Origin of the sequence: Paludibacterium sp., from assembly GCF_019232825.1 — a bacterium.
GTDB lineage: Bacteria > Pseudomonadota > Gammaproteobacteria > Burkholderiales > Chromobacteriaceae > Paludibacterium.
This window is the reverse complement of sequence record NZ_JAFAND010000035.1, coordinates 1-19,091: the sequence shown is the minus strand read 5'-3', so window position 1 is coordinate 19,091 and position 19,091 is coordinate 1. Positions and strand designations below refer to the sequence as shown.

10 protein-coding genes are annotated in these 19,091 nt (G+C 63.9%); 3 read left to right on the top strand and 7 right to left on the bottom strand.

Annotated elements, in window-relative coordinates:
- Positions 1-83: 83 nt before the first annotated feature.
- Both JOZ06_RS03205 and JOZ06_RS03200 read right to left on the bottom strand, forming a co-directional pair.
- On the bottom strand, positions 84-2,924 hold the full coding sequence (locus tag JOZ06_RS03205; RefSeq protein ID WP_293228541.1) for a sulfide/dihydroorotate dehydrogenase-like FAD/NAD-binding protein: 2,841 nt from the start codon (positions 2,922-2,924) through the stop codon (positions 84-86).
- Complete coding sequence (locus tag JOZ06_RS03200; protein WP_293228539.1) at positions 2,921-7,903, bottom strand: 2-oxoacid:acceptor oxidoreductase family protein; 4,983 nt, start codon at positions 7,901-7,903, stop codon at positions 2,921-2,923. Before JOZ06_RS03200 ends, JOZ06_RS03205 begins: the two co-directional genes overlap by 4 nt.
- 319 nt (positions 7,904-8,222) lie before the next feature.
- Between JOZ06_RS03200 and JOZ06_RS03195 the strand changes: the two genes are divergently transcribed.
- Complete coding sequence (locus tag JOZ06_RS03195) at positions 8,223-10,400, top strand: EAL domain-containing protein (RefSeq protein WP_293228538.1); 2,178 nt, start codon at positions 8,223-8,225, stop codon at positions 10,398-10,400.
- A 17-nt stretch (positions 10,401-10,417) separates the two neighbouring features.
- Here JOZ06_RS03195 and JOZ06_RS03190 read toward each other — a convergent pair whose 3' ends face one another.
- The 5 genes from JOZ06_RS03190 to JOZ06_RS03170 form a co-directional block, all read right to left on the bottom strand.
- Entirely contained in the window at positions 10,418-10,840 is a 423-nt protein-coding gene (locus JOZ06_RS03190) for a type II toxin-antitoxin system VapC family toxin (RefSeq protein ID WP_293228536.1), read from the bottom strand.
- Positions 10,840-11,094, bottom strand: coding sequence for a type II toxin-antitoxin system Phd/YefM family antitoxin (locus JOZ06_RS03185; RefSeq protein WP_293228534.1), 255 nt, complete (start codon positions 11,092-11,094; stop codon positions 10,840-10,842). Before JOZ06_RS03185 ends, JOZ06_RS03190 begins: the two co-directional genes overlap by 1 nt.
- Positions 11,095-11,283: 189 nt before the next feature.
- Positions 11,284-12,846: an alkyl hydroperoxide reductase subunit F gene (gene ahpF, locus JOZ06_RS03180; protein WP_293228533.1), complete on the bottom strand. Its 1,563-nt coding sequence runs from the start codon at positions 12,844-12,846 to the stop codon at positions 11,284-11,286.
- Between the two features lie 103 nt (positions 12,847-12,949).
- Positions 12,950-13,519, bottom strand: coding sequence for an alkyl hydroperoxide reductase subunit C (gene ahpC, locus JOZ06_RS03175; protein ID WP_293228532.1), 570 nt, complete (start codon positions 13,517-13,519; stop codon positions 12,950-12,952).
- A 117-nt stretch (positions 13,520-13,636) separates the two neighbouring features.
- Positions 13,637-14,680, bottom strand: a complete 1,044-nt coding sequence (locus JOZ06_RS03170) for an FUSC family protein (RefSeq protein ID WP_293228530.1) — start codon at positions 14,678-14,680, stop codon at positions 13,637-13,639.
- A gap of 221 nt (positions 14,681-14,901) precedes the next feature.
- On the opposite strand from JOZ06_RS03170, the gene JOZ06_RS03165 reads away from it, so the two are divergent.
- Together JOZ06_RS03165 and JOZ06_RS03160 are read left to right on the top strand one after the other, a co-directional pair.
- The gene (locus JOZ06_RS03165; RefSeq protein ID WP_293228528.1) at positions 14,902-16,893 is read left to right on the top strand and encodes an FAD-dependent oxidoreductase; all 1,992 of its coding nucleotides are present in this window, start codon (positions 14,902-14,904) and stop codon (positions 16,891-16,893) included.
- Between the two features lie 10 nt (positions 16,894-16,903).
- Positions 16,904-18,703 (top strand): [FeFe] hydrogenase, group A, encoded by a 1,800-nt coding sequence (locus JOZ06_RS03160; RefSeq protein WP_293228526.1) that lies wholly within the window; start codon positions 16,904-16,906, stop codon positions 18,701-18,703.
- Positions 18,704-19,091 lie beyond the last annotated feature (388 nt).

Below are 19,091 nucleotides of genomic sequence, written 5' to 3'. Positions count from 1 at the left end.
GCCGCAGTTTACCTGTTTTGCAAATGGAACGCCCCGGCGCAACCGTGCCGGAGCGCGGTCATGCCGGGGCGAGGGCGCGTGATTTAGCCGCCGTGGTTCTGCCGTTCCAGGCTCTCGCTTTCCTGATGTTTAAAGAGGCCAAAGCGCGGCAGGAACTTATCCCAGTCGATCAGGTGGCCGTCGATTTCCGGTCCGTCGATGCAGGCGTGTTTACGCACGAGCTTGCCGTCGAGATTGACCGGCACCATGCAGGCGCCGCACATGCCGGTGGCGTCGACCATGATCGAGTTGAGGCTTGCCACGGTCTTGACCCCATACGGCCGGGTCAGGTCGCACACCGCGCGCATCATCAGCGGCGGGCCGATAGTGACCACTTCGGCGATGTTGCGCCCGTTGCCGGCCTTCTGCGCATCCAGCATCTGCTGCAGCGGCGTGGTCACGAAACCCTTCACGCCGAGCGTGCCGTCGTTACTGGTGTACACCACGTCGAGCCGGTCGCCGAACTCGGCTTGCAGCGCGGCGACGCGCTCGTGCTCGCCGTTCCAGAACGCCAAGTCGGCACTGCGCACGCCGGAGATCAACGTGGCGTGGTTGCCGAGCCGTAGATGTTCGCGCAGGATCGGATACACCGGCGGTAGACCGACACCGCCCGCGGTGAACACGACCGTGCTGTCGGCATCGTACGGATGCAACGCGCTCGGCAGCCCCAAGGGGCCGGCAATGCCGGTGAAGGCCTCGCCCACCTTCATGCGGTTGATGGCGATGCTGCTTGCGCCCACACCCTGGATCACCAGCGTAATGGTGCCCTTGGCGGCGTCCCAGTCCGCCAGTGTCAGCGGAATCAGTTCGCCCTTCGGCCAGGCGAGCACACGCACGAACTGCCCGGCGCGCGCGGTGCGTGCGACCAGCGGCGCGCGCACCTCCAACTCGACAATGCCGGTGGCGACCTCCTTGCGGTCGACGATGGTGTGCGGCTCGGAGCCGAGTTCCGTGTAGCGCCGCGCCTTGGCGACCCGTTCGTGGATTTCGGCGCGATCGCAATCGATGGTGCCGATCATCTCGCGCGCCGCCGATTGTCCGTCGCCCGCCGCGCGAATGGCTGTCGAGCCGCCGCGCGTGGCGTCGCCGCCGGAGAATACGCCTTCAAGCGAGGTCTGCTGCGAACCGCTGTTGACCTCGAGGGTGGCCCAGCGCGTGGTCTTCAGCCGCGGTTCCGAGTCCTTGATGATCGGGTTGGCGTCGTTGCCGAGCGCCATGATCACCAGATCGACCGGCATCATCTCGGTTTCGCCGGTGGCTTTGGGGCTGCGCCGGCCGGAAGCGTCCGGCTCGCCCAGCGTCATCACGTCGAGCTTGGCATGAGTGACGAAATGGGTTTTTTCGTCGCCGATGAACTCGCTTGGTCCGCGCAGCACCTTGAGCGCGATATCCTCTTCCAGCGCGTGATGCAGCTCTTCCACCCGGGCCGGCATCTCGTCGCGCGTGCGGCGGTAGACGATGGTGACTTTTGCCCCCAGTCGCCGCGCCGTGCGCGCCGAGTCCATCGCGGTGTTGCCGCCGCCGATCACCGCCACGTGCTTGCCGCGCGTTTCCGGCAGCGGCGTGGCGTACTCGCCCTTCAGACCCTGCATCAAGTTGACGCGGGTGAGGAACTCGTTGGCCGACATGACGTTGAGCAGATGTTCGCCCGGCACGTTCATGAAACGCGGCAGACCCGCGCCGGTGCCGACGAACACGCGGTAGAAGCCGGCTTCCTTCAAGGCCTCGATGGTGGCGGTCTTGCCCACGACGAAGTTGGTGACGAACCGGCCGCCAAGGCGTTTGATCTTGCCGACCACATCGTCGATCAGCTCGTTGGGCAGGCGGAACTCGGGAATGCCGTAGCGCAACACGCCGCCTAGTTCGTGGAACGCCTCGAACACCGTCACCGGGAAGCCCTCGGCGGCGAGCAGGTAGGCGTTGATCAGTCCGGACGGGCCGGACCCGACCACCGCGATCGGCGGCTTGTCGCCATGCGTCCACGGATCGGCGGTCAGGGTGCCGTCGAGCCCGTTCTGCGCCTGCCGCAGTTTCTCGCGTTGCGGCAGGAACCACTCGATTTGGCCGATTTCGATCGGTTGACGCTGGTGCGCGCAGACGCCCTGGCACTGCAGTTCCTGCGGGCAGACGCGGCCGGTGACGTTGGGCAGGGGGTTGCAGCTCTCAATCAGCTGCATCGCCTCCTTGAAGTGGCCTTTGCCCAAGAGTGCGATCATTTCCGGAATGTGGATCTTGACCGGACAGCCGCCCTTGGTGTCGGTTTTGCCTTCGACATGCTCGCCCAGTTCGCAAGGCTTTTCCAGGCACTGCTTGTCGCGCAGCGCCTCCAGCCAGACGAATAGATCGACTTCGCGCGCGGAAAACCCTTCGTTCATGTAACCGAGGTAGCCTTGGTTGACCAGACCGAAATCGTCCGATCGCGCCTCGGCGCTGCGGATGTAGGGCGGGATATGGCTCATGAGCGGCCAATTGTCCGACAGCCCCTTGAACATCGGGTAGTGCGCCGACAAATGCTGGTCGAGCGCCAGCACGAACTTGCGCTTGAGTTTGAGCGGCAAGTTCCAGATGAAGCGCATCAGCAGCAGGCTGGCGTCATCCTCGGCCAGCAGCGAGCGCCATAGCGTGTGCACGAAATCGGCGCCGAGTTCCTTTTGCTGGAACTCCCACACCACCGCCTGCATGCCGTCGCCGATGAAAATGTCGCGAAACGCGTCCGGCTGGTTGAGCAGCCGGCGCTGCAACAGTTTCATCTGCCGCTTGTAGGCGCCGATGGTGTCGCTTTGCTCGAGCTCGGCGACTTGCTCGCGCGTTTGCGCCAGCGCCTCGTCCATGGCCGCGAAGCGCTGCAACTCATCGGGATGGAAGGAAGAGGGTTGTGTGCTCATTGAATCAACTCCGCGTCACAGTTGGCGATCACCCGCGCGATGCGGCTCTTGAGTTCCGGCGTGACGGCCACGCGCTCCAAGGCGCCGGGAATCAGCTGTGCCACCTCGCGGCTTTGGCCGTCGATCACGATCCGGGTCTTCTCGAACAGTTCCGGCAGCTCTTGGTAGCAGGTGTTGCAGCTGGTGCATTTGGCCTGGTGCGCCTGATCGAAGTGCAGCAGCGCGCTATCGGCGGTCGCCGGGCACGCGTCGGCCTGGGCGGCCGGGGCGGCGCTGACCGGCACGATCGGGATCTGTCCGTGCGCGGGCGGTGCCTTGCTCGACGTGGCCAGGTCCGCCATGGTGCGGGCCAGGGCATCGAGCCCGGTTTCGCGTTGCGCCACGGCGTCCTGATACTGCCGGCGCAGGGCATCGAGTTCGGCGCGGTGCGTTTCGTTGAGCACCGAGACTTGCCGGCCGGAGAGCGTCTGCAGCAGTTGCCAATTGCGCCGGCGTTCCTCCACCAGCACCACGATCGGCAGGTCGACCGCCAAGCGGATCAGCCGGCGTTTGCCGTCCACCGCGTAGATGAACGGCGTCTTGCCGTCGCGCGCTTCCGGATTGAGCTCGACGAAGGCCTCGATCGGCACGGCGTCCGCGCCGACGGGCAACGGACCGAAGTGCTTCTTGAAGCGGTTTTCGCCCAGCGCGAACTGCGCCGGCGTCAGCGCGATCTCCAACAGCTGCAGCTGGCCGTCATCGCCGAGATATTCCAGCGTGGTCTTGCTCCAGGTTTTGTCCAGATCCGGGTTGCCCTCCAGCGACAGCCGCTCGAATAGGCTGTTGCCGCGGCGCGGGTCATGCACGAACACCGGGCACATGCGGCTTTCGACCGCCAGGCGCGAATGTTCTGCCGAGGCGCGATCGGCGATGCCGTGCTCGCCCTGACACGGCGTGTAGACGTCGAGTACCGCCGGCGCGTCGGTGTATTCCAGGAAGGCCAGCGTGTTCTTCAGGAAATGACCGTGCAGCGCCGTGCTGCTGACGCAGGCGAAGATGTTGCCGTGGAAGGCGGCGATCAGCGCCAGTTCCTTGCGCTGTTCGTGCTTGCCCGGGTGCGCCTTGCCGAAACGCGCGAGGTCGGCGTCTTGCGCGGTGTAGCTCGCGGTCGACGCTTGGCCGCCGGTGTTGGAGTAGGCGCCGGTGTTGAGCACCATGATCTTCAGCGGCGTGCCGCTCACCAGGATGCGCGACAACGCGCCAAAGCCGATGTCGTAGCTGGCGCCGTCGCCGCCGATGGTCAATACCGTCGGCAGCAGCTGGATTTCATCGGCGCTGAATTGGCGCCAGTCGAGATAGCGCAGCACGCTGTCGTGGGTTTCCGGACGGTAGTCGCCGCTGAGCTCCAGCCGCGCCTGGCGCAGTGCGCGCACAAGCTCGGTCTTGCGTGCGGCGATGCCTTCGAAGATCCCCTTGGCCAGCGGTTGCACGTCTTGGAACAGGCTGTTGACCCACGGGTCGTTGTACGGGTTGAACGGGAAGGTCGACGCGTACACGCTGCTGCAGCCGGTGGCGTTGGCGATGACCGTGCCGCTTTCGCCGTCGCCGGTCGGGCCGCTTTCCAGTTCGTACAACGCTTGCTCCAGCTTCAGCACCAGCGGCTCGTAACGGTCGCGGGTCGCTTGGTCGTCGGCCGGCAGCGCGTCGCGCTTGGCTTCCAGCGCGCCGATCAACGCTTCCAGTTCATGGATGTGCGTCCGGCGGCGTTTTTCGCTCAGGGCATGGCTGGTCGACATCACCAGGCGAATGGCGGTGACTTCGCCGCAGCCGCGGCAGCCGCCGTGACCGCCAGTGATGGCGTAGTAGTTGTCGCGGTCCAGCATCAGGCGCTTGGTATCGCCGCCGGCGGCCAGCGCGTCGGTGAGGAAGCGCTCCGGTGTATCGGGCAGGCGCGACAGGAACTCGAAGCGCCGTTGCAGGCTGTCGAAGACGCGATGGTCTTGGTCGAGCGGCGAGAGCGCGCCGGGGCCGCAGACGTCGACGCACTCCAGACAGCCGGAGCACTTCCAAGGATCGACGCTGACCGCGAACAAGCCGCCGCTGCCGGGCTGAGCCTTTTCCATGGCGTCGAAGAACGGCTTGGTGCGTGCTACCGGGTAAGTGGCCAGTTGCGCGACCAGTTGCGCATAATGCGTGCGCTGTACCGGCGAGAGGTCGCCGAGCGTGTCGATCGAGCGTTCGACCAGCGTGGAGAGCGGCGCATTGTCCTTGTCGGCGCGGTAGGCGGCGCGCACGGCGTCGGTCAGCGCGAACACCTGTTCCATCAGGGTGTCGCGTTGCGCCTGCGTGACGTCGAGCCGGCGGATGCCGGCACGCAGCAGTTCATGTACGTCGTGCACCGCCGAGGGCAAGGCGGCGTCCGGGCAGACCAGCGTGCATTCCATGCAGCCGGTGCACAGCGACGGATCGAAGTCCGGCACGGTGCGGCGGAACAGACCTTTGTCCTTGGCGGCGGCGGTGGCGCTGGGCATGAACATGCCGATGCCCGGCAGTACGGGCGCCTCGCCGATCGTGCCCTCGCGGAAGGGCTTGGCCACCATGTCTTCAAAGTAATCGCGGTCGAACAGACCGCCGCACGCCGAGCTGCCGGCGCGACGGCACATGCCCGCCGATAAGGCCGGGCTCGCGAACGCCACCGCGGCCGGTTCGGCGTCGATCGCCACCAGCGCGTCGGCGCGGTAGTCGACCACGCAAGTGGCGTCGATGCCATCGCGGATCACGTTCATGTTGCCTTCGACGATCGCCTCGCCCTTGCTGCCGAATTTCTTGGCGATTTGCTTCGTCACTTTTTCCAAAATCGCCTCGCGGCTCGCGCCGGCCGTGACCTGCGGCACATGGCCCACCACCGCGCCGATGAAGGCGATGCCCATCATGCGCGTCGCGAGCGCCGGCGAGGGCGAATGCTTGCTGGCCACGCTGAAGGCATCGATGGCGAGGAAGCGGATTTCCCGTTCGCGAATGGTCCGGCGCGCCGCGGGCGGCAGCTCGCGCCAGATTTCCTCCGCCGTGGCATTCGATTGCAAAATGAAGGTGCCGCCACGCGCCAGGCCGCGCAGCGGGTTGGTATGGCTGAACACCTTGTGGTCGGGCGAAATGACGATTTCCACGTCTTCCAACTCGGCATTGGTGATCTTGATCGCCTCCGGGCTCAGCGTGATGTAGTAGTTGGTGGGCGCGCCGCTCTTTTCCGAGCCGTATTTCGGCGCGGCCTTCGAGTGCAGGTCGAGCGCGCCGGCCAGGATGTCGGTCAATAGTTTGCCCGAGGCGATGGTGCCGTAGCCGCCCACCGAGTGGAAGCGGATGCGGAAGGCGCTGTCCGGCAGCAGGCGCGGATTGGCTTCGGTTTCCAGCGCCATGAACTCGGTTTCCGGATAGGCGGCTTTCAGGCGCGCTTGCAGCTCGGCCATCTGCGGCGAAGGGTTGTCGTCGAAGAATTGGCTACCCAGATAGACGAGCGGCGACGGACGGCTGCCCGCCAGGTGGCGGAAGGCGGCGATCAGGTGGCGCGGTTGCAGATCGTGGCCACCCAGGCCGAAGATGGCGGTGGTCAGGATCGGCAGGCGTTCGATGGCGGGAATGTCCGCATAGCGAGACTGATCGGCGTTTTCCCGCGCCTTGAACAGCGCCTGGGTAACGAGGGTGGTCAGCGCGGTCTGCTCCGAGCGCTCCAATACCATGACCGCCTTTTTACCGGCGAGCGCGGCGACCACCTCGGCTTCGGGGAAGGGTTGCAACAGCTTGATCGCCACCAGGCCGACCTTTTCACCCTTGGCGCGCAGGTGCGCGACCACGGCTTCGACGTCTTCGGTGACCGAGCCCAAACCGACCATCACATAGTCGGCGTCGTCGCAATGGAATGTCTGTACCGGCGCGTAGTGGCGTCCTGTCAGGGCCGAGTACTCGGCCATCGCCTGGCGCACCATGCCCGGCACGGCATTGGCGAAGTGAGTGCGGTGATCGGCGGCCCCTGCTTGGAAGTCCGGCTGGTTTTGCACCGGCCCGGTCAAGCCGGGGTTCTGGATGTCGACCAGCGCCGGCACGCGTTGACGCGTGCCTTTCTCATGCGCGTTGCGCCACTGGCGGCGCCATTGACGATGGCACTCGGTCGGCAGCCAGCCGAGGGTTTCCGCCACGCGTTCGCCCTTCGCGTCTTTCTCGACCGCATCGGCGTGATCGGTCAGGTATTGCTCCAGCGCTTGCCGGTCGGCGTCGCGGATATCGTCGCGATGGCGCGCCAGGTATTGGCGCAGCTGGGCGACACGGCCCTTGGCGCCGAACAGAATTTCCTGCGCGAGCGTCGGACAGGGAATGCGGTCTTGCGGGTTGCCGACAAATTCGGCCAACAACGCCGGTTCCGGCAAGCAGGCCTCGCTCAGCATGTGGCTGGTGGAGAAGCCGTCCATGGTGTTGGCCACCGGAATCAGCGAATCGGCGGACACGCGGTAGGCGATGGCGGCCAAATCGGCGGCTTCTTGCGGGTTGGAACCGAACAGAATGGTGTAGCCCGCCGAGAGCAGGGCGTACGCGTCGTCGTGTCCGGCCATGACGTTGAGCGAATGGCGCGACACCACGCGTGCTGCTACCTGCAGAACGAAGCCGCCGGCCTTCTTACCGACGGTGACGTAGTGCGATTCCATCGCATACAAGATGCCCTGGCTCGACGAGGCATTGGAAATGTATTGTCCGCCGGTGAGCGCCGCGCCCAGCGCGCCGCTTTGCGCGGAGTGCTCACCTTCGGGACTGAAGAAGAACGGATGTTTGCCCCAGACGTTGACACTGCCGTCGGCGCGCGCCGCCTCAAACAACTCGGCGATTTCGGTCGAGGGCGTGATGGGGTAGCCAATGACGCCGCCGCAGACGTGATTCATCACATGCGCGACCGCACCGTTACCATTGATGACACATGAGATGCCAGGGTACTTCGCTTGATCGACTTTCATGGAGAGATTTATCCAAAGCTGAATGAGAACTTGAATTCCCCATCGATCGAACCGCCGACCGACGGAGCCTTACCCGATTCAAATATTCGGAGAGGTCAATCGGGATATCTTTCGTTTGAATCAACAAAAGGCGTGATCCGCCAAAAAGACGGTTTTGTTTGATGTGGGTCAGCCAAAGCAGGGGGTAATCTGTGGTGAAAGTGTCATGGCGTTTGTTTTGTTTATGATCGCTTGTCTTTTTTATAAGAATATCTTTTAATAAAAAAGCATGATATATACCGTTATATTTTCATCGAAGCGATAAGCGGATCGCTTTTCCATGAGAAAACCGAACGGCAGTCGCATGTTTTCGCAGATGCTGCGAAGAAGTTTCCTGACCCTGGAGTCGCTGCCGCTATTTACCGCGATGCGCAGCGGACTGACTTTCTCCTTGCCGCTCATCATGATCGGCGCGTTCGCTATCCTGCTGCGCGAGTTGCCGCTCTCTCTGGCCCCGGCGTTTTCTCCCTCCGTGCAAGCGGTATGGCGGCGCGGCTGGGCGAGCGTTGTCGATGGCACCTTCGGCATTGCCGCGCTGACCGTGCTCATCGGCTATGTCCAGGCCCGGACCGCCATGCACAATCAGCGCTATCGGACGCGTGCCGTGTCGCCCATGATTGCCATTGCCGTTGTGCTGGCCTGTTTTTTTCTCACGGCGGTGAACGATGGCGATGGCGCCTGGGCGCGGATGCTGTCGATCGACAAGGGGTTGCCGCGTGTTTTCGTACTGGCGCCGCTCGGCAGTTTTCTGTTCTTTACGTTTTTGAGGGTGGTCTTTCCGCTGCACCATCTTGATTTCATGGGTGGCGACATTCGCATGCGCGAGGTGCTGGCGGCCACGCCGGCCGCCGTGCTGACCATCCTATGCGTCGCGCTCGCGCTTGGATTCTTGCGTGGCGTCGACACGGGGGGCTTGCCGGGGGCGGGGGCGTATGAGCATGTGGTGGGCTGGCTGGATAACAGCTTGAGCGGGGCGCTTTTGTATGTGGCCGCCTGCCAGCTCTTATGGTTTGTCGGGGTGCATGGCCCCAATCTACTGATCGCCATCGAAGCCAAGGTCTGGGTGCCGGCGACGCAAGCCAATCTGGCTGCGATCGCCGCCCATCACCAGCCGACGTGGATTTTCACCAAGGAATTTTTCGACGCGTTCACGCGCATGGGCGGGTCGGGCAGCACGCTGTGCCTGATTGTCGCCTTGTTGGCTGCCGGCCGGGGGCGCGGCGCGCGGCGCTTCGCGTTGTTCGCTTTGATTCCGGCGTTGTGCAATGTCAACGAGCCGCTGCTGTTCGGTTTGCCCATCATCATCAACCCGGTCTACTTCATTCCCTTTTTGTTGGTGCCGCTGGCGCAGACGCTGATGGGGTACACGGCGATCGTCTTGGGGTGGGTGCCGCACACCGCCGCGACCATTCCTTGGACGACACCGGCGTTGTTGAGCGGCGTGCTCACCACGCGCTCGTGGACCGGTTTGGGCCTACAAGCGATGAACCTTGCCGTCGGCACGGCGCTTTACTTTCCTTTCGTGCGGCTGGCGGCAAGGCGGCGGATGAAAATGGGCGCGGCGCTGATCCGGCAGTTGGGCGTGTCGGCGGAACGTTTCGATCAAGGCGAGGTGCCGCGAACGTGCCGTCTCCCCGGCGACGAAGGCGCGATGGCGGACATGCTGGCCAACGACCTCGATCATGCGCTAGTCACCGCGACGCAGCTCGAACTGGTCTACCAGCCGCAGGTTGCCGCGCCGGCATACGAGGTTTACGGCGTCGAGGCCTTGCTGCGCTGGCGGCATCCATTGTTCGGCCCGATTTCACCCCCGCTGACGGTGGCGCTGGCCGAGGATAGGCAGTGGCACGAGCGGCTGGGCTATTACGTGCTGCGCACCGCGCTGGCGCAACGCGCGGCATGGCGCGGACAGTTGCCGGATGATCTGATGCTGGCGGTCAACGTGACGCCGAAACAATTGCTGAGCGCGACGTTCGCCGACGGCGTGTTGGCGCTTTTGGACGAGTATGGCGTGCCGCCGCACTTGCTGGAATTGGAAATCACCGAGTCAACGATGCTGATCCCCAGCGACGCCATGCTGGCCATGCTGCAGCGTTTGCGCGACGCCGGCGTGCGCATCGCGTTGGACGATTTCGGCATGGGACACACGTCGCTGCGCTATTTGTACGCGCTGCCGATCGACACCATCAAGATCGACCGCTCGCTGACCCAGTCGGCGCCCAGCGCCATCAACGAGCATGTCATCCGCAGCATCGTCGAGCTGGGGCAGGGGCTGAACATGGACGTCATGGTGGAAGGGGTGGAGGACCTGCCGCAGCTTGACCGCTGTGTTCAACTGGGCGGCCGGCGCTTCCAGGGCTATTGGTTCAGTCCGCCGCTCGGCACGGCGGACTGCGCGCGATTCATCTTGGCAAACCGTTCTGCGGCCACAACACCCCCGTCAATCCGGGCGGAATGATCGCTGAAGGGGGCGCGCTATGGGCGCTGCCAGGGGTCCAGTATGTCGACGCCGGTTGCGGCAAAGTCGGCGCCATTGCGGGTGACGACGGTCATGCCGTGTACGAGCGCGGTAGCGGCAATCAGCGCATCACGCTCGGAGCGTCGATCCGGTACGTGCAATTTGGCGCATCGCTGGGCAACGGTGGTGTCGATCGGCAGTATCCGGCCGGCAAATTCAGGCAATACGTGATGCGCGAGCCAAGCGCGTAATAGCGCACCTTGGCTCGCGTCGCGTCGTTCAATCTGCAGTACGCCGGTTTCCAATTCAAGAACAGTCATGGCGGAGAGAAAAATCGCGGAAGCATCAACACTGTCGCACCATGCGGTCACATTTTTGTCGGCCTTACCTGCTTTTACTTTGCGTAATTCGGATACAACATTGGTGTCGAGAATGAACATTATGTTAAGTCGGCCGGTAGGATGGTGATGTCTGCACGCGGCGGTTCGAACTCGATATCCTCAATGCCGGGCATGGCCAGCGCATCGGCGATGTTGCGGCGTTGTAGGGTGAGGCGCTGATAGGCTTCGAAGCTCAATAAAACATGGGCAGGCTTACCCCGGTCGGTGATGAACACTGGGCCGTCCTTGGCTGCGCGTTTGGCTTTGGTGACGTCTTGATTGAGTTCACGGCTGGATAGGGTGGTAATGGACATGATGGACCTCCCGCGCTATTCAATATTTGTAGGTATGTTACTACAATTGTCCCGTGCATTCAATGCCACGGCGCTACATGCCCTCCGCACACTCACAGACCCTAATCGTCGTTTGGCCGTATTTAAAGTCAAGCCCGCCAGGCCGGTGTGGAGCCGGCGTGGTGGGCTGATGTTGTGAGCAGCGGCCGGTTAAGCCGGCTGCTGGCGGATCAGGTAGTCGAAGGCGCCCAGGCTCGCCTTGGCCCCTTCGCCCATGGCGATGATGATCTGCTTGAATGGCACCGTGGTGGCGTCGCCGGCGGCGAAGATGCCCGGCGCCGAGGTCTGGCCGCGGGCGTCGACCTCGATCTCGCCGCGCGGTGACAGTGCCAGCGTGTCCTTCAGCCATTCGGTGTTGGGCAAGAGGCCGATCTGAACGAAGATGCCTTCCAATTCCAGCATGTGATCGCTGTCGCTGGCGCGGTCGCGGTAAACGAGGCCGGTCACTTTTTGGCCGTCGCCCAGCACTTCGCGCGTCTGCGCCGATTTGATGATCGCGACGTTGGGCAGGCTCGCGAGCTTGGCCTGCAGCACCGCGTCGGCGCGCAAGCTGTCGGCGAATTCGAGCAGCGTCACGTGCGATACGATGCCGGCCAGGTCGATGGCCGCCTCGACGCCGGAGTTGCCGCCGCCGATCACCGCCACGCGCTTGCCCTTGAACAGCGGGCCGTCGCAGTGCGGACAAAAGGCCACGCCGCGGTTCTTGTATTGCGCCTCTCCCGGTACGCCCATTTCGCGCCAGCGCGCACCGGTGGCCAGAATCACCGCGCGACTCTTGAGTACCGCGCCGCTGTCCAGATGCACTTCGGCCAATCCGCCGTTCTGCGCCGGCACGAGCTTGTGCGCCCGTTGCAGGTTGAGCACGTCGACGTCGTAGTCCTTGACGTGCTGCTCCAGCGCCATGCCGAGCTTCGGACCCTCGGTGCGGCTGACCGAGACGAAGTTTTCAATGGCCAGCGTGTCCAGCACTTGGCCACCGAAGCGCTCGGCCAATACGCCGGTGCGAATACCCTTGCGCGCGGCGTAGATCGCCGCCGCCGAACCGGCCGGTCCGCCACCGACCACCAGCACGTCGAACGGCTCGGCATCCGCCAACTTGGCGCGCGCCCTTTCGGCGCTGGCCTCGCTGTCCACCTTGGCCAAGATCTCCTCCAGGCTCATGCGGCCATTGCCGAACGGTTCGCCATTCAGGTACACCGACGGCACGCCCATGATCTGACGGGCGTCGATTTCGTCCTGAAACAGCGCGCCATCGATCATCACGCTGGTGATCGACGGGTTGGTGAGCGCCATCACGTTGAGCGCCTGCACGACGTCCGGGCAGTTATGGCAGCTAAGCGACACGAACACTTCGAAATGCAGCGGGCCGCGCAGCGCGCCGATCTGCGCCAACACCTCGGTCTCGGCCTTGACCGGATGGCCGCCGGTCTGCAGCAGCGCCAAGACCAGCGAGGTGAATTCGTGTCCCATCGGAATGCCGGCAAAGGCGATGCGCGCGGCTTCATTCGGGCGCCCGATGCCAAACGACGGCCGGCGCGCGGCCTGGCCATCGCTGTTGAGCGAAACCAACGGCGAGAGCGCGGCGATTTCTTGCAGCAGTTCGTACATCTCGCGCGATTTGGCGCCGTCGTCGAGCGAAGCGGTGAGCACCACCGGTGTCGTCAGGCGGGTCAGGTAGTTTTGCAGTTGATTCTTGATGTTGGCGTCTAGCATGGCGTTCTCCAGTAGGGGGTGGCCGGCAAGGGCAGGGGCAAAGCGCGGGCTTTGCCGCTGCCTTCGCAGCGGCTTCCGGGGCATGCCCCCGGAAGCGGGGGGATTAGATCTTGCCGACCAGGTCGAGCGACGGCGCCAGGGTGGCTTCGCCTTCCTTCCACTTGGCCGGGCAGACTTCACCCGGGTGGCTGGCGACGTATTGCGCGGCCTTCACCTTGCGCAACAGTTCGCTGGCGTCGCGGCCGATGCCGCCGGCGTTGATTTCGACGATCTGGATCTTGCCTTCCGGGTCGATGACGAAGGTGCCGCGTTCCGCCAGGCCTTCTTCCTCGATCATCACGCCGAAGTTGCGGGTGAGCAGGCCGGTCGGGTCGCCCAGCATCGGGTAGCCGATCTTGCGAATGGTGTCCGAGCTGTCGTGCCAGGCCTTGTGGGTGAAATGGGTGTCGGTGGACACAGAGTAGATCTCAACGCCCAGCTTCTTGAATTCGGCGTAGTTGTCGGCCAGGTCGCCCAGTTCGGTCGGGCAGACGAAGGTGAAGTCGGCCGGGTAGAAGAACACCACCGACCACTTGCCCTTCAGGTCGGCGTCGGAGACGTCGACGAAGTTGCCGTTATGGAAAGCGGTGGCTTTGAAGGGCTTGATTTCGGTGTTGATCAGCGAAGTCGACATGTTGTTTCTCCTATCAGGGTTTGAGCAATGTGGCGTTGGCCGCCGTATGCAGTGCATGATATTGAGAAACTATTGGTACGTATATTTGATTGTATTAAAGCTATTGATTGCCTATGGCTATACGCGTGCTCTGCGCTTGCGCCGCTCGCGCGGCAACCACTGTTGCAGCCGGAGGTAGATCAACGCGCCGAGGCCGGCAATGGCGCAGCCGAGCACGGTGTTTTCCACCCGGGCGATAGCCAGCAGCGTCGACGCCTGCGGGTAGCCGAAATCGAGCAGCACCATCACCAGCGCGGTGATCGGCACCACCGCCATCCAGTAGCTGCGATTGAGCAACAGCGCCGTGGCGGCACCCAAAGCCATGGAGATCAGCGCGAGCCAGGTGTCGTCGTGGCACCAGGTCAGTACCGCCCAGCCAACCAGGGCGCCCAAAAGCGAGCCCGCCAGCCGCTGGATCAGCTTGGCGATGCTGAGCTGAGGATCGTAGACGGTGACGATGGCGATGGTCAGCGGCACCCAGTAGGCGCGGGTTAGGCCGAGGCCGTAGCCGACGGCATAGCCGGCCAGGATCTTGCTGGCGAAGTAGAAGGTGAAGTGACCATTGCTATGCCTGCGGCGCAGCAGCCGGCTGATGGCCTCGAACAGCATCGGGCCGAACTGTTTTTCCGGCTTGCCGGCGAGTACGCGGTCGATCAGCACCGACACGATACCGGTCAGTCCGCCCAATAGCAGATACGTACCGGCCAGCGGCGAGAGCCGCGGATCGCTGTTGCCGAATAGAAACGCGATCAGCCAGTACTTGCTCATCAGTTCGACCGAGGTGCCTGTGCCTTGCAGCCAGCCGGCCATCAGCGAGAAGGCCAGCAAAAATGCCAGCGGCGCGCCTGGCACCCAGCGGCCGACATAGCCGGCGATGCCGCACAACAGCATGCCGACCGTCATGTAGACGATGGCCACGATGCGCTCAGGCGTTGGCCCGCCGTTGTCGACGAACATCGAATACAACCCGGCCACGCCGCCATAAACCGCCGGCAGGAACTCGCCGCGCCAAATGGCGATGAACAACGGCAAGCCGATGGCGACGGTCACGCGTAGCGCGCGGCGCCAATTGGGCGGCTGGTTGCGATCGAAGGTCAAGGTTTGGCGAAGCAGGGAGCGCATAAGGCGTGCACATTTCAGCAAGAATTTGTGCGGACAGTAAAGCAAAATCCCCTCGCTGGAAAGGGGGGCATTGGCCATCACAACCCTTGTGGCACATCAAACAAATCGCCCAAGCGCTGTCCTATCATGCTGCAAAGCACCCGGTTATGACGCGAGCGTTGCCGGCATCCCTTGGCGACGAGCCCGTCCAAAGCATTCGTTTTCCCCTTGAGGGTTTTTCCATGAATTATCCGATTTACGGGATGTGGGACGGCCAACGCTACGACTATCGTCGCAAAGCGCCGAAAGAGCCGGTCACCGTGGTGTCCGGCCTGCCGACGCTGTTTCCTGACAATCCTACCCGCGGCTTTATCGCCGACCGTGGCTTTCTGGTGTTCGACGGCCAGGCCAATCTCACTCAAATGTTCCTGCAGCACATGACGCGCTCGGCGCAGGAGTCGTGTGGCCGTTGCACGCCGTGCCGCGTCGGCACGCAGCGCTTGCGCGACCTGTTGCATGCCTACGCCTACGACGAAGCCCCGGCCGCCGTGCTGGACGAGATCGCGCTGTTGGCGCAGCAGGTGACCGAAACCTCGCTGTGCGGCATGGGCCAGAGCTGCGCCAAGGCGCTCTGGCAGGCGCTCACCGCCTTTCGCGACGAATTCCGCCCGTTGACGGTGGCGCAATGCGCGCAGACGCCCGGCTACTTCGGCTACACCACCGCGCCTTGCATCGAGGTATGCCCGTCGAAGGTGGACGTGCCCAAGTACATCGATGGCGTCAAGGGCGGCAAATTCGACTACGCGCTCGGCGTGGTGTTGGAGAAGTATTCGATGGCGGCCTCCTGTGGCCGCGTCTGCGTGCGTTTCTGCGAAGATGCCTGCCGCCGCAACGCCGTCGACGGTGCTGTCGGCATCCGTATGCTCAAGCGCTATGCCGCCGATACCGCCCTGTCCGGCGGCAAGTCGCTCAAGATTCCGTTGCCGGAGGTGCAGCGCAAGGAGCGCGTGGCGGTGATCGGCGCCGGCCCGGCCGGCATCACCTGCGCCTACAAGCTGCTGCTCGAAGGCTTTCAAGTCGATATCTACGACGCGCAAAAATCGGCCGGCGGCATGGCTTCGGTCGGCATTCCCAGCTACCGGTTGCCCAAGGATGTGCTCAAGGCCGAAACGGAGATCCTGATCCGCCACCTGGGCGGGCGCTTCTTCTTCGATAAGGCTTTGGGACGCGACTTCACGCTCGACGATTTGACCGCGCAGGGCTACCAGGCGGTATTCCTCGGTTATGGCGCGAGCCAGGGGACGTTGCTGGGCGTCAAGAACGAGGACCCTACCCTGGAGGGCTACGCCTCCGGCGTCGATTTCCTGCTCAAGGTGCATAAGTACGTCGAGTATGGCTTGCCGTTTGAAGTCACCGGCGACGTGGTGGTGGTCGGTGGCGGCAACGTGGCGATGGACTGCGTGCGCTCGGCCAAACGCATGGGCGCGCGCTCGGTGCATCTGGTCTACCGGCGCACGGTCGAGGATATGCCGGCCGAACGCGAGGAGGTGGTGGCGTGCGGGCAGGAAGGCATTCATTTCCACTGCTTGAGCAATCCGTCGTCGCTGGTGATCAAGGAGGGCCGCGTGGTCGGCGTCGAGCTTCTGACCATGCGCCAGACGGAGCTCGACGCGCGCGGCCGCCGCAGTGTCGAACCGGTGCCGGGCACCGAGCAGGTGATGCCGTGCGACCTGGTGATCGCCGCCATCGGCCAACAGGTCGACGGCGCCGTGCTGCGGCCCGAGGATGGCGTCACGCTCGACAAGTGGCATTGCATCACCGTCAACCCGGACACGCTGGAAACGTCCCGCCCCGGGGTATTCGCCGGCGGCGACTGCGTGCTTGGCCCGTTGACGCTGGTCAACGCGCTCGATCACGGTGACCGCGCCGCCGCGAGCATTTGTGAATATCTGCTCACCGGCGGCGTGACCATCAAGCCCGAGGCGCGCGTGCAGCAGATGCTGGCCACCAATAAGCTGCTGCTGAAGGAGCCGGTCGAGATCGCGCCGATCCCGCGCGACCGGGCGCATGTGCCGGAACTGCCGGCCGAATCGCGCGTGCGTCATTTCAAGGAAGTGGACGGTTGCCTGAGCAAGGAAGCGGCTTACGAAGAAGCCAAGCGCTGCCTGCGTTGCTACCGCGTTTATTCGCTGTCGACGGCGCGCCCGCTGGCGCACGCCGCCGCGGCCCAATAAGGAGGGTGTCATGCAAGCGTCGATCAACGGACAAAGCATTGAATTCAAGCCCGGGCAGACCATCTTGCAGGTGGCGCGCGAACACGACATCTTCATCCCCACGCTGTGCGAGCTGAACGATATCGATCATGCGCCGGGCACGTGTCGCGTGTGCCTGGTGGAAGTGCGCGCCGACGGCGAAGACGCGCCGCGCTTTCTGACCGCGTGCGACACGCCTCTGCAAGCGGGCTGGCAGGTGTTGACCCGGACGGCCCAAGTGCAGGACATGCGCCGGCTGCAGTTGGAAATGACCATGGCCGACCACCATCAGTCGTGCTCGACCTGCAAGCGCAACGGCAACTGCGAGCTCCTGGCCGCGGCCAACTCGGTCGGCCTGACCGAGGTGCGCTTCCATTACACGCAGGGCTGGGAAAACGACGAGCCGGTGGATGAGGGGCAGGCGATCATTTACGACCGCAGCCGCTGTATCCGCTGCCAGCGCTGCGTGGCAGTGTGCCGCAATGTGCAGAACATCGATTCGTTAGAGCTTGCCGGCTGGGGCAGCGCCGCCGGCATTCGCCTCAAGGGCGGCTCGGTCGAGCCGTCGCCTTGCGTGACCTGCGGCCAGTGCGTGATGGTGTGCCCGACCGGCGCGCTGTCCGAGCGCGACCAAACGCAAGAAGTGCTTGATTATCTGGCCGATCCGGCCATTACCACGGTGTTCCAGATGGCGCCGGCCATCCGCGTCGGCTTCGGCGAGGAGTTCGGCCTGCCGCCGGGGTTCAATGTCGAAGGGCAGATCATCGCCGCGCTGCGCAAGCTTGGCGCCGACATCATCCTCGACACCAACTTCGGCGCCGATGTGGTGATCATGGAAGAAGGGACCGAGCTGTTGGGCCGGCTGCGGCAGAAGAAGGGACCGACTTTCACGTCCTGCTGTCCGGCCTGGATCACCTTCATCGAAAAACACTATCCCGACATGCGGCCGATGCTGTCCTCGACGCGCTCGCCACAGCAAACTCTCGGCGTGATCGCCAAGACGTATCTGGCCGAGCGGCGCGGCATCGATCCTGCGCGCATGCGCGTGATCTCGATCATGCCGTGCACCGCCAAGAAGGAAGAGGCGCGCCGGCCGGAACACATCCACGACGGCCAAGCCGAAGTGGACGTGGTGCTGACCATGCGCGAGTTTGCCCATCTGTTGCGGCGCGAAGGCATCGACCTCAAGCATATGGCGCCATCGGCTTACGACGATCCGTACATGAGCGAATATTCCGGTGCGGGCGCGATCTTCGGCACCACCGGCGGTGTGATGGAGGCGGCGCTGCGCACGATGTACTTCGTGGTCAACGGCAAGGAGCTTGAGCACGTTGAGATCGGCCAGTTGCGCGGCTTCGAGAACGTGCGCACCGCACACGTCAACCTGGGCGGCGAATTCGGCGAGATCAAGGTGGCGATGTGCCATGGGCTCAAGGGCACGCGCGAGCTGGTGGAGGAAATCCGCGCCGGCCGCGTCGATTTCGATTTCGTCGAAGTCATGGCGTGCCCGGGCGGTTGCGTCGACGGCGGCGGCACGCTGCGCTCGAAGAAGGCCTACCTGCCGCACGCGCTCAAACGCCGCGCCACGCTGTACGACATCGACCGCCATACCAAGGCGCGCCAGTCGCACAACAACCACCAAGTGCAACGGCTGTACACCGAGTTTCTCGGCGAGCCGCACTCGGACAAAGCGCATCATCTGCTGCACACCAGCTATCGCGACCGCAGCGTGGTGCGCCCTGCCGACATGCAGGCGGTATGGGGCGAGCAGGCGGAGGAAGGCATCAAGTAGGCATCTAGGGACCCTCTGAACCCGTTATTTACCGCTGCGGCGACCCCTGGCGGGATGGGATGCGCGGCGCGGGGCGCAGTGGATGGTCATTCCATCCACCAGCCGCGCAACAAAGCAGACCGACCGCCAGGCGCCGCCCCGAAGGGTTTGGCCAACAACAGGCCGCCTGACGGCGTTGCGCTCCTTGGCATCGCAGAATAACTGCGACCTGCGTCGCGCGCCTTGCATTCGGCCTGTTATTGACCAAACGCAGTGGTAAATAACTTGTTCAGAGGGTCCTTAGGGGGGCGTCGCTTGATGCGCTGCGGGCAGGGCGCCGGCGACCTGCTCGGCGATATCCGTGCTCCAGCTATCGAGCCATTGCTGGAAATTGGCCATCGATACCGGC

Bases quoted from the DNA above. Each gene is read 5' to 3' on its own strand.
- JOZ06_RS03200 (WP_293228539.1), bottom strand. From the start codon at position 7,903: ATGAAAGTCGATCAAGCGAAGTACCCTGGCATCTCATGTGTCATCAAT.
- ahpF (WP_293228533.1), bottom strand. From the start codon at position 12,846: ATGCTAGACGCCAACATCAAGAATCAACTGCAAAACTACCTGACCCGC.
- JOZ06_RS03185 (WP_293228534.1), bottom strand. From the start codon at position 11,094: ATGTCCATTACCACCCTATCCAGCCGTGAACTCAATCAAGACGTCACC.
- JOZ06_RS03205 (WP_293228541.1), bottom strand. From the start codon at position 2,924: ATGAGCACACAACCCTCTTCCTTCCATCCCGATGAGTTGCAGCGCTTC.
- JOZ06_RS03195 (WP_293228538.1), top strand. From the start codon at position 8,223: ATGAGAAAACCGAACGGCAGTCGCATGTTTTCGCAGATGCTGCGAAGA.
- JOZ06_RS03170 (WP_293228530.1), bottom strand. From the start codon at position 14,680: ATGCGCTCCCTGCTTCGCCAAACCTTGACCTTCGATCGCAACCAGCCG.
- ahpC (WP_293228532.1), bottom strand. From the start codon at position 13,519: ATGTCGACTTCGCTGATCAACACCGAAATCAAGCCCTTCAAAGCCACC.
- JOZ06_RS03160 (WP_293228526.1), top strand. From the start codon at position 16,904: ATGCAAGCGTCGATCAACGGACAAAGCATTGAATTCAAGCCCGGGCAG.
- JOZ06_RS03165 (WP_293228528.1), top strand. From the start codon at position 14,902: ATGAATTATCCGATTTACGGGATGTGGGACGGCCAACGCTACGACTAT.
- JOZ06_RS03190 (WP_293228536.1), bottom strand. From the start codon at position 10,840: ATGTTCATTCTCGACACCAATGTTGTATCCGAATTACGCAAAGTAAAA.